General features: G+C 67.2%; 13 protein-coding genes. 6 read left to right on the top strand and 7 right to left on the bottom strand.

Annotation, left to right across the window (positions count from 1 at the left end):
- Positions 1 to 69 precede the first annotated feature (69 nt).
- Entirely contained in the window at positions 70 to 1314 is a 1245-nt protein-coding gene (locus QZ670_RS13300; RefSeq protein ID WP_294256193.1) for a response regulator, read from the top strand.
- 214 nt (positions 1315 to 1528) lie between these two features.
- Positions 1529 to 2707, top strand: a complete 1179-nt coding sequence (locus QZ670_RS13295; protein ID WP_294256445.1) for a PAS domain-containing sensor histidine kinase — start codon at positions 1529 to 1531, stop codon at positions 2705 to 2707.
- Between the two features lie 53 nt (positions 2708 to 2760).
- Here QZ670_RS13295 and QZ670_RS13290 read toward each other — a convergent pair whose 3' ends face one another.
- From QZ670_RS13290 to QZ670_RS13265, 6 genes are all read right to left on the bottom strand, one after another.
- Complete coding sequence (locus QZ670_RS13290) at positions 2761 to 3930, bottom strand: pyridoxal phosphate-dependent aminotransferase (RefSeq protein ID WP_294256191.1); 1170 nt, start codon at positions 3928 to 3930, stop codon at positions 2761 to 2763.
- 34 nt (positions 3931 to 3964) lie between these two features.
- The gene (locus tag QZ670_RS13285; protein ID WP_294256189.1) at positions 3965 to 4780 is read right to left on the bottom strand and encodes a sulfite exporter TauE/SafE family protein; all 816 of its coding nucleotides are present in this window, start codon (positions 4778 to 4780) and stop codon (positions 3965 to 3967) included.
- 89 nt (positions 4781 to 4869) lie between these two features.
- Positions 4870 to 7476, bottom strand: a complete 2607-nt coding sequence (locus tag QZ670_RS13280; RefSeq protein WP_294256187.1) for a TonB-dependent receptor — start codon at positions 7474 to 7476, stop codon at positions 4870 to 4872.
- A gap of 692 nt (positions 7477 to 8168) precedes the next feature.
- Complete coding sequence (locus QZ670_RS13275; protein WP_294256185.1) at positions 8169 to 9698, bottom strand: DHA2 family efflux MFS transporter permease subunit; 1530 nt, start codon at positions 9696 to 9698, stop codon at positions 8169 to 8171.
- Positions 9699 to 9710: 12 nt separating this feature from the next.
- Complete coding sequence (locus tag QZ670_RS13270) at positions 9711 to 10778, bottom strand: HlyD family efflux transporter periplasmic adaptor subunit (protein ID WP_294256444.1); 1068 nt, start codon at positions 10776 to 10778, stop codon at positions 9711 to 9713.
- A 118-nt stretch (positions 10779 to 10896) separates the two neighbouring features.
- Positions 10897 to 12372: an efflux transporter outer membrane subunit gene (locus tag QZ670_RS13265; RefSeq protein ID WP_294256183.1), complete on the bottom strand. Its 1476-nt coding sequence runs from the start codon at positions 12370 to 12372 to the stop codon at positions 10897 to 10899.
- A 90-nt stretch (positions 12373 to 12462) separates the two neighbouring features.
- On the opposite strand from QZ670_RS13265, the gene QZ670_RS13260 reads away from it, so the two are divergent.
- The 4 genes from QZ670_RS13260 (at position 12463) to QZ670_RS13245 (ending at position 14659) form a co-directional block, all read left to right on the top strand.
- On the top strand, positions 12463 to 13104 hold the full coding sequence (locus tag QZ670_RS13260) for a TetR/AcrR family transcriptional regulator (RefSeq protein WP_294256180.1): 642 nt from the start codon (positions 12463 to 12465) through the stop codon (positions 13102 to 13104).
- Positions 13105 to 13127: 23 nt separating this feature from the next.
- Positions 13128 to 13631 (top strand): hypothetical protein, encoded by a 504-nt coding sequence (locus QZ670_RS13255; protein ID WP_294256178.1) that lies wholly within the window; start codon positions 13128 to 13130, stop codon positions 13629 to 13631.
- A gap of 72 nt (positions 13632 to 13703) precedes the next feature.
- Positions 13704 to 14342 carry a hypothetical protein gene (locus QZ670_RS13250; RefSeq protein WP_294256176.1) on the top strand — a complete coding sequence of 213 codons (639 nt, stop codon included), beginning with the start codon at positions 13704 to 13706 and terminating at the stop codon, positions 14340 to 14342.
- On the top strand, positions 14339 to 14659 hold the full coding sequence (locus QZ670_RS13245) for a hypothetical protein (RefSeq protein ID WP_294256174.1): 321 nt from the start codon (positions 14339 to 14341) through the stop codon (positions 14657 to 14659). Before QZ670_RS13250 ends, QZ670_RS13245 begins: the two co-directional genes overlap by 4 nt.
- On the opposite strand, the gene QZ670_RS13240 is transcribed toward QZ670_RS13245, so the two are convergent.
- Positions 14656 to 15045 carry a DoxX family protein gene (locus QZ670_RS13240; protein WP_294256173.1) on the bottom strand — a complete coding sequence of 130 codons (390 nt, stop codon included), beginning with the start codon at positions 15043 to 15045 and terminating at the stop codon, positions 14656 to 14658. The two genes, QZ670_RS13245 and QZ670_RS13240, sit on opposite strands and share 4 nt — an antisense overlap.
- Between the last annotated feature and the right edge of the window lies 1 nt (position 15046).

Genomic DNA, 15046 nt, shown 5'->3' with positions numbered 1-15046 from the left:
TGGCGCTTCGAGCGAACAGTGTCCAAGCTAGTGTGCGATTCCGAACACGTGTCAGGAGCGGTCAAGCCAGTGCCCACCGAATCACCGACCATCCTGGTGATCGACGACGATCCCGACATTGTTCGCGCGGCGACGCTGTTGCTGGAGCGCAATGACCTGCGCGTCCTCGGCGCGCCCGATCCCGATGCCGCCTGGGTGCGGCTGGCGGAGGGGCCGGTGGACGCGATCCTGCTTGATCTCAATTTCGCACGCGGGCGTACGTCCGGCGAGGAGGGGTTTCGCATGCTCGACCGGCTGATCGCGGCCGATCGCAACGCGGTTGTGGTGGTGGTCACCGGCCATAGCGGCATCGCGGTGGCGGTGCAGGCGATGCGCGGCGGGGCGAGCGACTTCGTGATCAAGCCGTGGAGCAACGAGCGACTGCTCGCCACCGTCGAGCGGGCGGTGGCGCTGCGCCGGGCCAAGCTGGTCGCCGCCCCGGCGCCGAGCGGCGAGGAGGCGCTGCTGCTGCTCGGCGAGGCGCCTGCCATCGAGGCGGCACGCGGGCTGATCGCGCGCGTGGGGCCAACCGATGCCGCGGTACTGCTCAGCGGCCCCGCGGGAAGCGGCAAGACGCTGGCGGCGCAGATGCTCCACCGCGCCTCGGGGCGTGCCGAGCGGCCGCTGATGACGCTGGATGCGGCAGTTGCGGATCTCGCATCGATCGAGGCGCGGGTCGCCGCGGCCGCGGGCGGAACGCTGCTGATCGAGGCGGTGGACCAGCTTGCGCCCGCGCTCCAGCCCGAGCTGGCGCGGCGTCTCGGTGGGCTGCGCGTGCTTGCCACCAGCCGGCGGGACCGGGCCGGCACCCGCTCGGCGCTGAGCGACGATTTGCGCTTCCGGCTCAACACGGTGGAAATCGACTTGCCGCCGCTCGCCGATCGCGGCGGGGATGCGCTGCTGCTCGCCCGGCATTTCTGTGCGCTCTACGCCGGGCGCTACGCCCAGCCCCTGCGCCCGCTGACCGAAGAGGCAGCGCGGGCGATCGCGGCCGATGCCTGGCCCGATGGGGTACACGGCCTCCGACAAGCGATCGAGCGCGCGGTGCTGCTCGGCGGCGGCGACGCGATCGATGTCCCCGCATTGGGACTTAGCCTGCCCGAGGACACGCTGGAGCCGCGCGCGATCAAGGCAGACCTCAATCTGGGGCGGAGCGAGGCGGCGCTGGTCGCGGCGGCGCTCAAGCGGCACGCGTTCAACGTCAGCCGCGCGGCGGCCGAGCTCGGGCTGACGCGGGCGGCGCTCTATCGTCGGATGGCGAAATATGGGTTGTGAGGTGCAGGCCCTTGCGCGCGGCGCGCCCTTTTCTCCCCTCCCGCTTGCGAGAAGGGCAGGGGGAGGGTGTGTACGGGAAGCCGAGGGAGGTGCTGGAAGACGCGGGATGGCGGACTTTAGCGCGCTTGCGACGTTCGCCTGTGCTCGCCTCTCACACCCTCCCCTAACCCCTCCCGCAAGCGGGAGGGGTTAGGGGAGGATGCGACGCTTGGGCATGACCTCGAGGGGCTGGGCCGCGCTGCTGCGGGGGACGTTGCTGCTGCTGGCGGGCGGCGCGTTCGCTGTCGCGTGGAGCGCGGGGCTCTATGCCAGCGCGCTGGTGTCGGCGCTGGCGGCGCTATGGGGGGTGGTCACCGGCATCGTCGAGGCGCAGCGGCCCAAGCTGGTACCGGTCGCTGCACCGATGCCCGCGCCCGACCCCGCGCATCGCGAGCGACGGCTGACCGCGCTGCTCGATCTTTCCCCCGCGCCCATCGTCACGCTCGACGGCGAGGGGCGGCTCACCGCGATCAACCGTGCCGCGCGGCGGCTGTTCGGCGCGGCGGACCTCGTCGCCGACCCGCCGGCGCTGCTGGTCGAGGCGATCGGCGATGCCTCCGGCCGGGCTGCCACCGTGGCGATCGGCGGGCGCAGCTATGCGCTCACCACCAGCGACTTCGCGCTCGGCGGGGCACAGAGCCGGCTGGCGGCGCTGATCGACATCGATGCCGAGCTGAAGGCAGCCGAGGCGGCGACGCTGCGCGACCTGGTGCAGGTGCTGAGCCACGAGATCGTCAATGCGCTGACCCCGATCGCCTCGCTCAGCCGCACCGCGGCGGACATGCTGGAGGAGCCTGCGCCGTCGATTCCGGCGCTGCGCGATGCGATCGGCACCGTCGCGCGCCGGGCGGAGGGACTGCAGCGGTTCGGCGAGGCTTATCGCTCACTGGCGCGGCTGCCGGCGCCGCGCTTCGCCCCGCTCGACCTGCGCGAGGGGGCCGAGGATTTGGCGCGGCTGTTCGCCACGCGCTGGCCGGACCTGCCGCTGGCGTTCGAGGCCGCAGCGCCGGTGCGCCTGCACGGCGACGCCGACCAGCTGAGCGCGGCGCTCTGGGCATTGCTCCAGAATGCCGCCGAGGCAGTCGGTAGGGATGCTGACGGGCAGGTCGGCCTGTCGCTATGGCGCGACGAGTGCGCCGCCTATTGGCAGGTCTGGGACAATGGCCCGGGCGTCACCGAGGCGGATCGCGGCGCGATCTTCCGCCCGTTCTTCACCACCAAGCCGCAGGGCAGCGGGGTGGGGCTGGCGCTCGCCCGGCAGATCCTGCTCGCCCATGGCGGCGACCTGACATTGCTGGATGGGGAGGGCGGCGCGCGGTTCGAAGCGATGCTGCCGATCGCACCGCAGGGCTGAGGAAAAACAGACCCGCGCCGCCCAGGCAGGCGGCGCGGGCCAGGCACCGCAATTCAGGCCATCAGCACCTTGTCGACGGCGATCCGGAACTTCTCCATATCCGCCGCCGAGCCGACGGTGACCCGCGACATCATCGGATAGGCGGTCCAGGAACGGCCGATCTGGACGTTCTGGGCGAGCAAGGCCGCCATCATCTCCTTGGGCGCGCGCCCCTTCCACTCGGTCATGAACATGTTGGCATGGCTGCCCGGGAGCACCTTGAGCCCACGGTTCTGGAGATGGGCGATGGTCTTCTCGCGCACCGCGATCATCTCGTCGCGCCGCGCCTTGATCTCGGCGGCGAGCGGGATCGAGGCGGTGCCGCAGGCCACTGCGGTCATCGGCAGCATGTTGGTCACCTGCATGCCGTCATAGCGCATCATCTTGTCGTGCAGCGCCGGTGCCGCGAAGGTGAGGCCCAGCCGCATGCCGGCCATGCCGAACAGCTTGGAGAAGGTGCGCATCACCAGCACGTCGTCGCGGGCGGTGACCAGCTTGGCGGCATTGGGGGCGTCAGCGAAGTGGATATAGGCCTCGTCGACGATCAGCACCGCGTCCTTGGGCTTGTTCTCCGCCAGCCAGACGATGTCGGCGATCGGGGTCAGCGTGCCGGTCGGGTTGTTGGGCGAGCAGACATAATAGAGCCCGGCGTTGGGGTCCGCCGCCAGCATCGCCTTGACGTCGTGCTGGTATTGCGGCCCGAGCGGCGCCTTGGTGACCTTTGCGCCGATCCATGCGGCGGTGCGCCAGATCTGCTCATAGGTGGGATCGGCGGTGACGATGCCGCGCGTCGGCGAGGCGAAGGTGACGGCGGCGCGGTTGAGCGGGTCGCTCGAGCCGGGCCAAGCCTTGATGTGCGTGGCGGGCAAGCCCTCTACCGCCGAGACGGCGGCGAACAGCTGCTCGTGCTCGCCGTTCGGCTCGTAGCGATTGCCTTCGGTGACGATCTTCATCGCCGCCGCGGCACCTGCGGGCAGCGGGCCGGTCCAGCATTCGTTGGAGCCGATGCGGACCGCGCCGATCACCGCCTTGGCCGATTGCTGGGCGAAGGCGGGCGCCGCGCGGCCGAGCGCGACCGTGCCGCCGAGCAGGGCGGCGATGCGCCCCATGTCACGGCGCGAATAGCCGCGGCCGCGCAGGTCCTCGGCGACTTCCGGCTTCTTGAGCGTTTCGAGGATGGTCATGTCGTGGGTCTCCCTGTTTCGATCGAGACGCGCGTCAGAACTTCAGCGCATTGTGGAACATCACCAGCGCGATGACGATGAGGTAAATGCCGAATACCCGTTTCAGCATGGCTGGTTGTAAAGCGTGGGCCGCCGCGACTCCCAGCGGGGCGGTGAGCATCGACATCGAGGCGATGGCGACCGTCGCGGGCAGGTTGACGAAGCCGAGCGATCCCCAGGGCAGTCCCGGCTCGCGCAAGCCGATGATCGCGAAGCCGATCGCGCTGGGCACGGCGATCAGCGTGCCGATGCCGCTCGCGGTGCCCACCGCGCGGTGGATCGAGCGGCCGCACAGCGTCATCACCATGATCGCGATCGTGCCGCCGCCGATGCCGAGCAGCGACGAGAAGGTGCCGAGCCCCCCGGCGATGGCGACGCGGGTGACGCCCCCGGGCATGTGGTCGCTGATCACCCGGTTGCCGAGCTTGGGCACCAGGAAGTTGACCGACATCAGCAGCACGCCGCTGGCGAAGACCATGGTCAGCACCCGGCCGTCGACATGGCTGGCGAGCAGCACGCCGACGCCGTCGCCCAGCACCACCCAGGGCGCCCAGGTCTTGAGGATCTCGAAATCGACCGAGCCGCGCTTGTGGTGGCTCAGCACCGATCGGATCGAGGTGATGATGATCGTCGCGGCGGACGTGCCGATCGCGACATGGGCGTACTGGCTATGCTCACCGCCGAGCAGCGGCAGCATCAGCAGCAGGGCGGGGACGACGACGAAGCCGCCGCCGATGCCGAACACGCCGCCGGCGAAACCGGCAGCGAGCCCGGCGACCAGCAGGCCCAGCAGGGGGATCAGCCAGTCCATGGATGAGGTAAGCAAAGGACATCACTCCCGGTTTATGTTCTCGCACGCGACAGGACTGGCCGAGGGCGGTGCCCCCGGCCGGCAGAGCTTCAGAATTTCAGGCTGATCCGGCCGTAATAATATCCGCCGTTGATCCCGTAGGGCGAAATGGTGGGGTAGAGGTTGGACGAATAGCCGCGCGAGCCGGCGGCGAGCTGGGCCGAGCGGATATTCTCGAACGAGCGCTCGGTCGGGTAATGGTTGAACAGGTTGTTCGCGCCGACCGAGAGCTTGAGCCCTTCCGTGATCTTCACGCTGCCTTCGAGATCGGTGATGAAGGCAGCATTGACCGGCACCTGGAGATCGGCACCCTTGAGCGGGCTGTTGCCCGGGGTCGATTCCAGCGCATAGACCTTGGAGTAGTAGCTCTCGCGGAAGTTCAGGCTGAACCGTCCGGATTCCCAGAAGGCGCCCAGCGTTGCGCGGAACTTGGGCGTGCTGTTCTCCAGCTCGATGATCGAGTAATTGTTGATCAGCGCCGATAGCGCCGGATTGGCCTTGTTGACGTAGAGCGCCGAGGGCAGCGATGCGATGCTTTTGACCTTGTTGTCGTTGTAATTGGCCGAGAGCGTCCAGTTCACCTTCCCGATCGGGCTGTCCATGTCGTAGCTGGCGACGAAGTCGATGCCGCGGGTGCGCATCTTGGCGCCGTTGACGAAGGTCTGGACCGAGACGGTGCCGTCGATGTTGCGCTCGCCGTTGACGTCGGTGAGCACATAGCTGGGGATGGTGCCGCCCAGCGCGGTGGCGACGGCGTTGTAGACGGCCTGCTGGTTGTAGGTATTGAAGATGTCCGCGTTGTAAACGACGCAGTTCGCCTTGTTGGAGCCGGCATAGCCCTGCGGGCAAAATTTGCCGTTGAAGCCGTAGAAGGTGCTCGAGATCAGGATGCGGTCGCGGATCTCGATCCAATAGGCGTCGAGCGTGACGTTGACGTGCGGGCTGGGCGTGAAGACGAAGCCTGCGCTGAAGTTGGTCGACTTCTCCGGCTTGAGGCCGCCGAAGCCCAGCGCCTTGGCACCCGGCGAGTTGGCCGGCAGCACGCCCGATACGCTGTTCGGGCCGACATTGATGCCCGAATAGAAGCCCTCGGCCAGCGTCGGCGCGCGGAACCCGGTGGAGACGGTGCCGCGGATCGCGATCGCTTTGGTGATGTCGTAGCGGCTGGTCAGCTTGAAGACGGTGGTGTCGCCGAAATCGCTGTAATGTTCGTGGCGGACCGCGCCGTCGATCAGCCATGCATCGACCGGCTTCACGCTGATGTCGAGATATTGCGAGAAGTTGGTGCGGCTGTGGTTGCCGGCATCGTTCGGGCTGTAGCCGAAGAAGGACTGGGCGCCCGAGCCGTAATAGGAGGCCGGGTCCCCCGAGACGATGCCATAGGTCTCGCGACGGTATTCGAGGCCGCCGGCGACGTTGAGCGGCTCTGCCAGCCCGATGTCGAAGGGATGGGTGAGGTCGAGCGTGCTCGTCCACTGGCTGGCCTTGAAGTCGCCATTGTGGAACTCGGTCGGGGTGAAGCCGGTGTCCTTGTAGAGCGCGGCGTTGGCCGAGTTCTGGACGTACACGCCGACGAAATCGTCCCCATAGGTGGAGGCGATGTCGAAGGTGGTGGCGCCGATGCTGCCGCGAAAGCCGCCGGTAACGGCATAGTCGGTCTCGGAGATCGCCTCGAGCGGCTGGAAGCCGTTGGGGTAGAGCGGCGTGCCCGCCTTGCTGACCACCACGTCCGGCGTGCGGACATTCTCATAGGCGCGCGCGTTCTTATGGCCGTAGCTGCCGAAGGTGTAGAATTCGAAGCCGCCGAAATCATAGCCGGCATTGACCATCACCGAGCTCTGATCGACTTCCGGGTCGCCGAGGATGCGGTTGGTGTACGGGTAGTAGGGCAGGTTCTTGATGCCCGGATAGAGCGTCAGGTACTTGGTGGCGTTGGCGTTGTTACCATAGACCTGCGGGTTGACGTCGCCGCGGAAGCTGAAGCCCTTGTGCTTCTTCTCGGCGGTGATGTTCACATACGCATTCTCGATCGGTGCGAAGCCGATATTGCCGGAGAAGGCGTAGGTCTTGCCGCCTTGGTCGTAATAGCGGCCGCCGGTGACATCGATCATGCCGCCGTGGTCGGCCTTTTTCTGGATGATGTTGATCACGCCCGCGATCGCATCGGTGCCGTACTGCGCGGCGGCACCGTCCTGCAGCACTTCGATATGGTCGATCGAGTCGGGCAGGATGAAGCTGATGTCCGGCGCGGCGCTGCCGCCATAGGGACCGCCGGCGACCGAGACGTTGGCGGTGCCGTGGCGGCGCTTGCCGTTGAGCAGGACCAGCGTGTGGTTGGGGCTGAGGCCGCGCAGCTTCATCTGGAGGTTGTGCGCCTGGAGATCGCTGCCGAACGCCTGGGCCTGCACGCTCGGCAGGTTCTGGGCGAGCGCCTGGATCAGGTCGGGCTGGCCGGTGCGGGAGAGGTCCGCCGCGCTCAGCAGTTGGATCGGCGCGGGGCTGTCCGCGGCGCGCAGGCCGGTGACGCGGGTGCCGGTGACGATGATGTCGTCGCCCTGTGCCGCGGGCGCCGCGCTGTCCTGCGCGAAGGCGGGTGTGGCGGCGAGCGCCAGGGTGATGGCCAGAACCGTGAACGATGCCGTTTCGCGAAATTGCATTCGATCGTGCCCCCCGAAGGCTGATGGTTGTCGTTCGTTCCTCGTGCGGTCTGTTCTTCTTTCTCGTTCGCTGGGTGTCGGCCCGGCTGAGGACATGGCTGTCCGTTCCCCGAGCCGCGGCTTCGCGAACGGGGTTGGTCGTCCCAACACGGGTACGCAGGTGCCGCGGCGCCCTGGGGCGCGGCCGCACGTCTTCATGCCGTGCTCCCCTGCGGGGGCGCGGCGACGTCACATCAAAACAGGTTCGAACCGGGCCCGCGCAAATCGTCGGGACGAATAGTGGGAGGACAGAGAAACTATCGCTTCTGTCATCCTGAACACGTCATCCCGGCATGCTGCTGCTTTGTCCGGATCGCACGGATCTTGGCAGCGTGTCGTCTCAATTATTCGATAGGAGTCAGGCCATATCGGTCACAAGAGCATGACCGTGTTTGCGATGCCATCTGCATAGGCGGCGCCGAAGCGCCGCCCGGAAATCGATAGTCGGTCATTTGATCACCCTATTATTGATCAAAGCACCGATACAGACATCCGACCCCTGACATTTTTCTTTCTTGCACTCAGGATGCTATCCCCGGGACGCACGGTGTCAATGCGCGAATGACGTATGTCGTAACGTTTCTGTCGCATATACGACACATAGCCCGCTCCATCCCTGGAACGGGCTATCTGCTTTTACGAATTCGGGAAAATCAGTGCGCGGCGCTGGTATCCACCTTGCCGCGCGGGCGGGGCGTGAACCAGATGATCCCGGCCGCGAACACGAAGATGATCGCCGACAGCAGGAACACATGGGTCGTCGCCAGCGTCAGGCTTTCCTGGCTGACCACCCGTTCCACGGCGGCGCGCACCTGCCCGATCGAGAAGCCCTGCGCGGTCAGTGCGCTCATCGTCGGATCGGTGTTCAGCCGCGACACGATCTCGCTGCGCGCGATGCGCGAGCTGTCGTCCCAGATGCTGGTCGAGATCGAGGTGCCGATCGCGCCCGCCATCGTCCGCAGGAAGCTCATCACGCCCGCCGCCGACGCGGTTTCCTCCGGCAGCACCGATCCCAGCGCGAGCGTGGTCAGCGGGATGAAGAAGAAGGGCATGCCAAAGCCTTGCAGGAACTGCGGGAAGGCGAAGGTCCAGAAGCCCGCCTGGCTGTTCCAGTAGACGCGCAGCAGTGCCGACAGGCCCAGCCAGAGGATGCCGAACGATACCAGCAGCCGCGGATCGACCTTGTTCGACAGCTTGGCCACCACCGGCGACATGAACACCGCCGCCACGCCCGAAAAGGCAGTGGCATAGCCGGCATAGGTCGCGGTGTAGCCCTGGCTCGACTGAAGCCATTGCGGGATGATCACCGCCGAAGCGAAGAAGGTCGCGAAGGCGAAGCTCAGCGAGATTACCGATACGGTGAACCCGCGGTGGCGGAACACCCGCAGGTCGACGACCGGGTTCTTCTCGGTAATCTCCCAGGCCAGGAAGACGAGGAAGCCGATCGCGGCGATCACGCCCAGCCACACGATCGTCGGATCGTTGAACCAGTCATGCTCGCGGCCAAGGTCGAGCATGATCTGCAGCGCGGCGATCCACAGGATCAGCAGCCACAGGCCGCCCTGATCCACGGATAGCTTCTGCGTCGGTGTCTCGGCCTTGGTGAGCAGCCGCATCGCGCCGAAGGCGCACAGCGCGGCGACGGGGATGTTGATGAAGAAGATCCAGTGCCACGACCAGTTGTCGCTGATCGTGCCGCCTGCGATCGGGCCGAGGATCGGCGCGACGACCGTGGTCATCGCCCAAAGGCCCATCGCCTGGGCATGCTGTTCGGGCTTGAAGATGCGCAGCAGCAGCGTCTGGGTGAGCGGCATCAGCGGACCGCCGCACAGCCCCTGGCCGATCCGGCAGGCGACCAGCATGCCGAGCGTCGTCGACATGCCGCACAGCACCGAGAAGATGCCGAAGCCGATCACGCCGAAGATGAACACCCGCACCACGCCGAACCGGCCGGCAAGCCAGCCGGTGAGCGGCACGCAGACCGCCTCGGCGACGGCATAGGAGGTAATGATCCAGGTACCCTGGCTCGAAGAGATGCCCAGGCTGCCGGCGATGTGCGGCACCGAGACATTGGCGATGGTGGTGTCGAGCACCACCATGAAGTTGGTCAACGCCAGCACCACGCCGGCGAGGATCAGCGAGGGCCCCTCCAGGAAGCCCCCGCGCTGCATCTGGCCGCTCATGGCAGGCAATCCTTACTTGGCCGAGGTATCGATCTCGGCATCCATCGACAGGCCGACGCGAAGCGGATGCGCTTGCAGCTCCTTCGGATCGAGCGCGACGCGCACCGGCAGGCGCTGGACCACCTTGATCCAGTTGCCGGTCGCGTTCTGCGCCGGGATCAGCGCAAAGGACGACCCGGTGCCGCCCGAGAAGCCGATCACCCGGCCGTGATACTTCACGTCGCCGCCATACAGGTCGGAGGTCAGCTCCACCGGCTGGCCGACCTTCACGCGGGTCAGCTGGCCTTCCTTGAAGTTGGCGTCGACATAGAGCTGGTTGAGCGGAACGATCAGCATCAACTGGGCGCCCGGCGCGACGCGCTGGCCGACCTGGACGTTGCGCCGCGTGACCACGCCGTCGAACGGCGCGCGGATCACAGTGCGGGCAAGGTCGAGCTTGGCCTGATCCACCTTGGCGCGTGCGGCGAGCACTTCCGGCGCCGTGGTCGCGGTAGCGCCGTTGACCAGCGCCTGGTTCGCCGCCAGCTGTCCGCTGGCCGCGACGCGGGTCGAGTTCGCCTGGGCGAGGCCGGCCTTGGCGAGTTCGAGATTGGCGCGCGCCGCGGCGAACGCGTTGGTCGCGGAGGTCAGTTCCTCGCCCGAAACCGCGCCGTTGGGCGCGAGCTTCTGACGGCGGGACAAGTCGATGCGCGCCTTCTCGAAATCGGCCTGCGCCGCGGTTACCTGCGCACGGGCGCGGGCGATGTCGGCCTCGCGCGCCTGAACCTGCGCGGCCAGCGCTTCGCTGGTTGCCGAAGTCTGGCCGAACTGGCGGGTGGCGCGGGCAAGATCGGCCTCGGCCTGCGCCAGCGCGATCTTCGCGTCGCTGTCGTCGATCTGGACGAGCACGTCGCCCTTCTTCACCGCCTGGGTATCGGCCACCGCGACGCGCAGCACCTGGCCGCCGGTCATCGGGGTGATGCTGGCACTGTCAGCGCCGACATAGGCGTTGTCGGTCGACACATAATGGCTGCCAACGGCCATGTAATAGCCGCCATAGCCGAGGCCGGCGACCAGCACGAGGCCGCCGACGCCGAGCATCAGGCGCTTGCGCAGGTTCTTGCGCCGGCTGGCATCCATGTCCGTGCTGGCAGGTGCCTGGGAAGGTTCGTTGCGGTCGGCAGCGTCGCCACGTGCGGAGTGGATGGCGGGTTCTGCATCAGCCATGGGTCTTGACCTCGGAAGCGGCGGCAGCGGCCGCGTTGTTGGTAGAAAAGCCTCCGCCAAGGGCGCGGACGAGCTGGACATCGAGCGCAAACGCACGAGCTTCCAGTCCGGCAACGATCTGGCGGTTCTGCAACACCCTCTCCTCGGCGGTCAGAACATCGAGAAACCGCGACAGCCCGCCTTGATAGCGTTGCTGGGCGATCGAATAGGCCTGTTCGGAATCCTCCAGCGCCTGGCGGCTCTGGGCCAGGCGCGTGGCCAGCGCCTTCTGGCTGGTCACCGCATCCGCCACGTCATGATAGGCGCTGGTGACGCTGTTGTCGTAATTGGCAACCGCCTCGTCATAGGTGGCGCGGGCGCGGGCATATTGGCCGCGCAGCTCGCCGCCGTGGAAGATCGGCAGGCTGATCGCGGGGCCGGCCTGGAACACCGAAGCGCCATTGCCCTTGACAAGGTTGTCAAGGCCAAGCGCGCCATAGCCGGCGAGCGCGCTCAGGCGGATCGAGGGATAGAAGTCGGCACGCGCTGCCTTGATGCGGCTGGCAGCGGCTTCGACGCGCGCGCGGGCGGCGGCGATATCCGGGCGGCGACCGATCAGATCGGTGGTCACGTCCGCCGGGATACCGCGCGCTTCGGTCGGCGCGGCGGGCAGGGCGATGCTCAGGCCGCGATCGGGACCCTGGCCGAGCAGCGCTGCGATGCGGTTGCGGGTGAGGCCGATATCCTCGTCGATTGCGGCGAGCTGCGCGCGGGCCGCGGGAACGGCCGAGGCCGCCTGCTTCTCTTCGGCGCGTGTTTCGAGACCATTGGTCACGCGGTCGGTGACCAGCTTCTGCGTCGCGAGGCGAACCTCCAGTGCGCGCTCCTGCACCCGGCGGTCGGCCGCAAGGCGGGCGAGGTCGGCATAGGCCGCGGCGATGTTGGTCGAGAGCGCGAGGCGCGCCTGTTCCAGTTCCAGCCGTGCGGCTTCTGCCTCGGAGGTGGCGGCGGCGAGCTGCGCGCGGTTCTTGCCCCAGAGGTCGAGGTCGAAAGCCAGGTTCAGCGTGCCGTACCCGATCGTCTGCACGTTCGACGGGATGTTGATCGGCAGGCTGTCGCCGGTGTTGATCTGGTTCGCTGCGGCCGAGGCGCTGGCGTCGACGCGCGGCAGGCGGGCGGCACCTACCTGAACGGCATAGGCCTGGGCCGAGCGCAGCCGGGCCGCGGCAGCCGCGAGGTTCGGCGCACCGCGGAAAGCCTCGTCCATCAAAGCGCTGAGCTGGGGATCATTGTAGGCCGTCCACCAGTTAGTGACGGGCCATTGCGCCTGCGTCTGGGCCGCACCGGCGAGCGTCTGGCTGGCGGCATAGCTGTCCGCCGCGCGCACTTCCGGGCGGGCGCCGAGGTTCGGCACCGGCGCGCACGCCGCCAGCGCCGAGGCGGCAGCAGCGGACAGCAACAAGGGCCTTGTTGGGAAACGACTCATCATGGTCTGGAAAAACCGTACTATTGGGTACGAGTTCCAGATGGAGAGCGGTTCCGCTCTTGTCAATAGAAAATCGTACCCTATAGTACGGTTATGGAAATGCTAACCCCCAAATGTCTCGGCAAGCGCGAGGCGCGGAAGCAGGATCGGCGCGCCGCCATCCTCGCGATCGCCAAACGCCACTTCATGGAGCAGGGCTATGCCGGCGTCTCCATGTCGGCAATTGCGGCCGAGCTGGGCGGCTCCAAGGGCACCTTGTGGAGCTATTTCGCGTCCAAGGAAGAATTGTTCGACGCGTGCCTGGACGAAGTGACGCGTGAATATCGCGAGCAGGTGATGCAGCTGCTGGTCCCCTCGGACAATTTGCAGGCGACGCTGTGCGCGTTCATCCGCAGCTTGTTGCGCAAGGTAACCTCGCGGGACGCGATCCGGCTGCACCGCGTAATCCATGCCGAGGTCGACCGCTCGCCGGAGATGGGCCAGATCTTCTTTCGCCGCGGACCTCAGCGGACCCGCGAACTCGTTGCCGCGCATCTGGAGGATGCGATGCACAAGGGCCAGCTTCGCAAGTCTGATCCGCTCAAGGCGGCGTTCGCGCTGACCAGCCTGTGCATGGGATCGCAGCAGCGCGCGATGCTGGGCCACCAGTTCAGCGACGCTGAGATCGAGGAAGAGACCGATTACATCGTCGATCTCTTCCTGCGGGCATTTGCGCCGGAGCCGGCAGCCGCATAGGCTTGCCCAAAGGGGTGAGGGGCATGTGGGCACCGACTAACAACCGTCATCGCCGCGCGCTTCATGCTGGCGTTGCCGTCGCCGCGCTGCTGATCGCGGGGTGTAGCGCCGATCCGCCGGCACCGCCGCCGCCGTCGCTCGCCTATGCGGGTCTGCCGGTCAGCGGCAGCCTTGCGGATGCCAGGCGCGCGGGCTTCGACAATTGCCTGGAGATAGACGGCGGCCATGTACGCTGCCGTCGCTCGGGCGTGATGCTGCTGGGCGAAGGACCCTATGAGGCGGCGCTGGACCTGACCGGCGGCGGCGGCGCGAGCGGCTTCCGCCAGATCACCCTCTGGCATGACCGCGATCAGTCGGCGGTGCTCAAGGTCGGCGAGGCGCTCAAGAAAAAGGGCTGGGCATTCAGCTATACCGGCGAAGGTGGCCGCGGCGACCAGATGATCCTCACCCAAAAGGGCGCGCCGGTGCATTTCTCGATCGACCTCAGCTATTGGGGCAAGCGCCGGGTGCGGATCCTGCCCGAATAGGGTGATCCTGCCGGCCCATCGCTTCGGCGCGAAACCATTGTCGCCTCGTCGCGGGCGTAATAACCGGTCGGCATGACGATTTCCTCGCTCCGTATCGCCTTGCTCGCCGTGGTGCTGCCGGCATCCGCTCTTGCCGCCACCGGGCAGGACGACGAGGTCGACCCCGCCAAGATCGACGTGCGGGACGCGATCGCATGCCGCCTCGATGCGCCGACCTATAACAGCTTCGCCATGGCTGCGGCGGGCGACGACGCGGTCGCTGCCAAGCGCGGCTGGAAGCCGGTGAAGTCGAGCAACTTCCTGCTCAAGGAATATGAACTGCCCGCGCCGATTGTCGTGGCCGGAACGTACAGCACGCGCCGTATCGCCTTTACGTCGAGCGGCATCCTGGCGATCCTCGACGAGCCCGATCCCGCGGTCGTCGCCCGCAAGGAGAAGATCGAGAACGCGATGGGTCCCGACGGAGTGGTCGACGCTCTGGTGGCGTCGGGCAAGGTGACGCGGTCGCAGGCCGAGGCCGAGATCAAGTTCCGCAAGTTTCTCGGCGAACGCGTGATGAGCGACGTCACCGATCCGCCCGACGGCGATCATTTCCGCATGCGCACCCGCATCGCGCTCAACGTATCCAACGTCACCTCGCATCCGGGCAAGACGCTGTACGGCTGCTCGTACAAGATGGAGATGCTCGACAAGGACGGGAACCCGCTATGATCGGAATGCTGCTCGCGCTCGCCGCGGCGGCGACGCCGGTGCAGGAGGGCGCCGACGTCTTTATCGGCACGCTGGAACTGGACGGCGCCGCCCTAATCCTGCGGCGCTGCGACCTGGCCGAGAACCGCTATGCGCTGGTTGAGGCGCCGGGCGGTCACGTGCTGGACGCGCTCCGCAAGGCCAAGCTCCCCGCCTATGGTGAGGTGATCGGGCGCTATGCGGAGGGCAAGGACGCGGGCTCGATATTGCAGGTCGAGCGGGTCGAGGGACTCACGCCGGGCAAGAACTGTCACCTGTCGGACGCGCTTGGCGGCTAGCGCCGGACCCCACCTGCCCATAGCGCCCACCAGCAGAGCAACGGCTGCACGAACAGCCGCGGTGCATGATAGGCCCAGCCGAGCCCCGTGCAGGTCGAAAGGTCCTGCACCGCGTGCTGGAGGTTCGCCGGGAACACGCACAGCGCGTAGAGCGCCAGCATCACGCCCGCGAGCTTGCGCAGCCGCGCGGTAAGCAGCGCCAGCGCCCCCGCGATCTCGCACAGCCCGGTGCCCGCGATGACCAGCGCCGGATAGGGTACCCAGACCGGCGTGATGTGCAGGAACGGGCGCGGCACCATCAGGTGCAGCACGCCCGCCAGCAGATAGAGGCACGCCAGCGTAATCCGCGCGCGGCGGCGCAATCGCGTCTCGTTCGGCGTGCCCATG

The sequence above is a fragment of the uncultured Sphingomonas sp. genome (assembly GCF_913774285.1).
GTDB lineage: Bacteria > Pseudomonadota > Alphaproteobacteria > Sphingomonadales > Sphingomonadaceae > Sphingomonas.
This window is presented reverse-complemented; position numbering and strand designations above follow the sequence as displayed.

Coding starts and splice junctions, on each gene's coding strand:
- QZ670_RS13255 (WP_294256178.1), top strand. CDS start 13,128: ATGTGGGCACCGACTAACAACCGTCATCGCCGCGCGCTTCATGCTGGC.
- QZ670_RS13250 (WP_294256176.1), top strand. CDS start 13,704: ATGACGATTTCCTCGCTCCGTATCGCCTTGCTCGCCGTGGTGCTGCCG.
- QZ670_RS13285 (WP_294256189.1), bottom strand. CDS start 4,780: ATGGACTGGCTGATCCCCCTGCTGGGCCTGCTGGTCGCCGGGCTCGCT.
- QZ670_RS13245 (WP_294256174.1), top strand. CDS start 14,339: ATGATCGGAATGCTGCTCGCGCTCGCCGCGGCGGCGACGCCGGTGCAG.
- QZ670_RS13265 (WP_294256183.1), bottom strand. CDS start 12,372: ATGATGAGTCGTTTCCCAACAAGGCCCTTGTTGCTGTCCGCTGCTGCC.
- QZ670_RS13260 (WP_294256180.1), top strand. CDS start 12,463: ATGGAAATGCTAACCCCCAAATGTCTCGGCAAGCGCGAGGCGCGGAAG.
- QZ670_RS13290 (WP_294256191.1), bottom strand. CDS start 3,930: ATGACCATCCTCGAAACGCTCAAGAAGCCGGAAGTCGCCGAGGACCTG.
- QZ670_RS13295 (WP_294256445.1), top strand. CDS start 1,529: ATGACCTCGAGGGGCTGGGCCGCGCTGCTGCGGGGGACGTTGCTGCTG.
- QZ670_RS13275 (WP_294256185.1), bottom strand. CDS start 9,698: ATGAGCGGCCAGATGCAGCGCGGGGGCTTCCTGGAGGGGCCCTCGCTG.
- QZ670_RS13280 (WP_294256187.1), bottom strand. CDS start 7,476: ATGCAATTTCGCGAAACGGCATCGTTCACGGTTCTGGCCATCACCCTG.
- QZ670_RS13270 (WP_294256444.1), bottom strand. CDS start 10,778: ATGCTCGGCGTCGGCGGCCTCGTGCTGGTCGCCGGCCTCGGCTATGGC.
- QZ670_RS13240 (WP_294256173.1), bottom strand. CDS start 15,045: ATGGGCACGCCGAACGAGACGCGATTGCGCCGCCGCGCGCGGATTACG.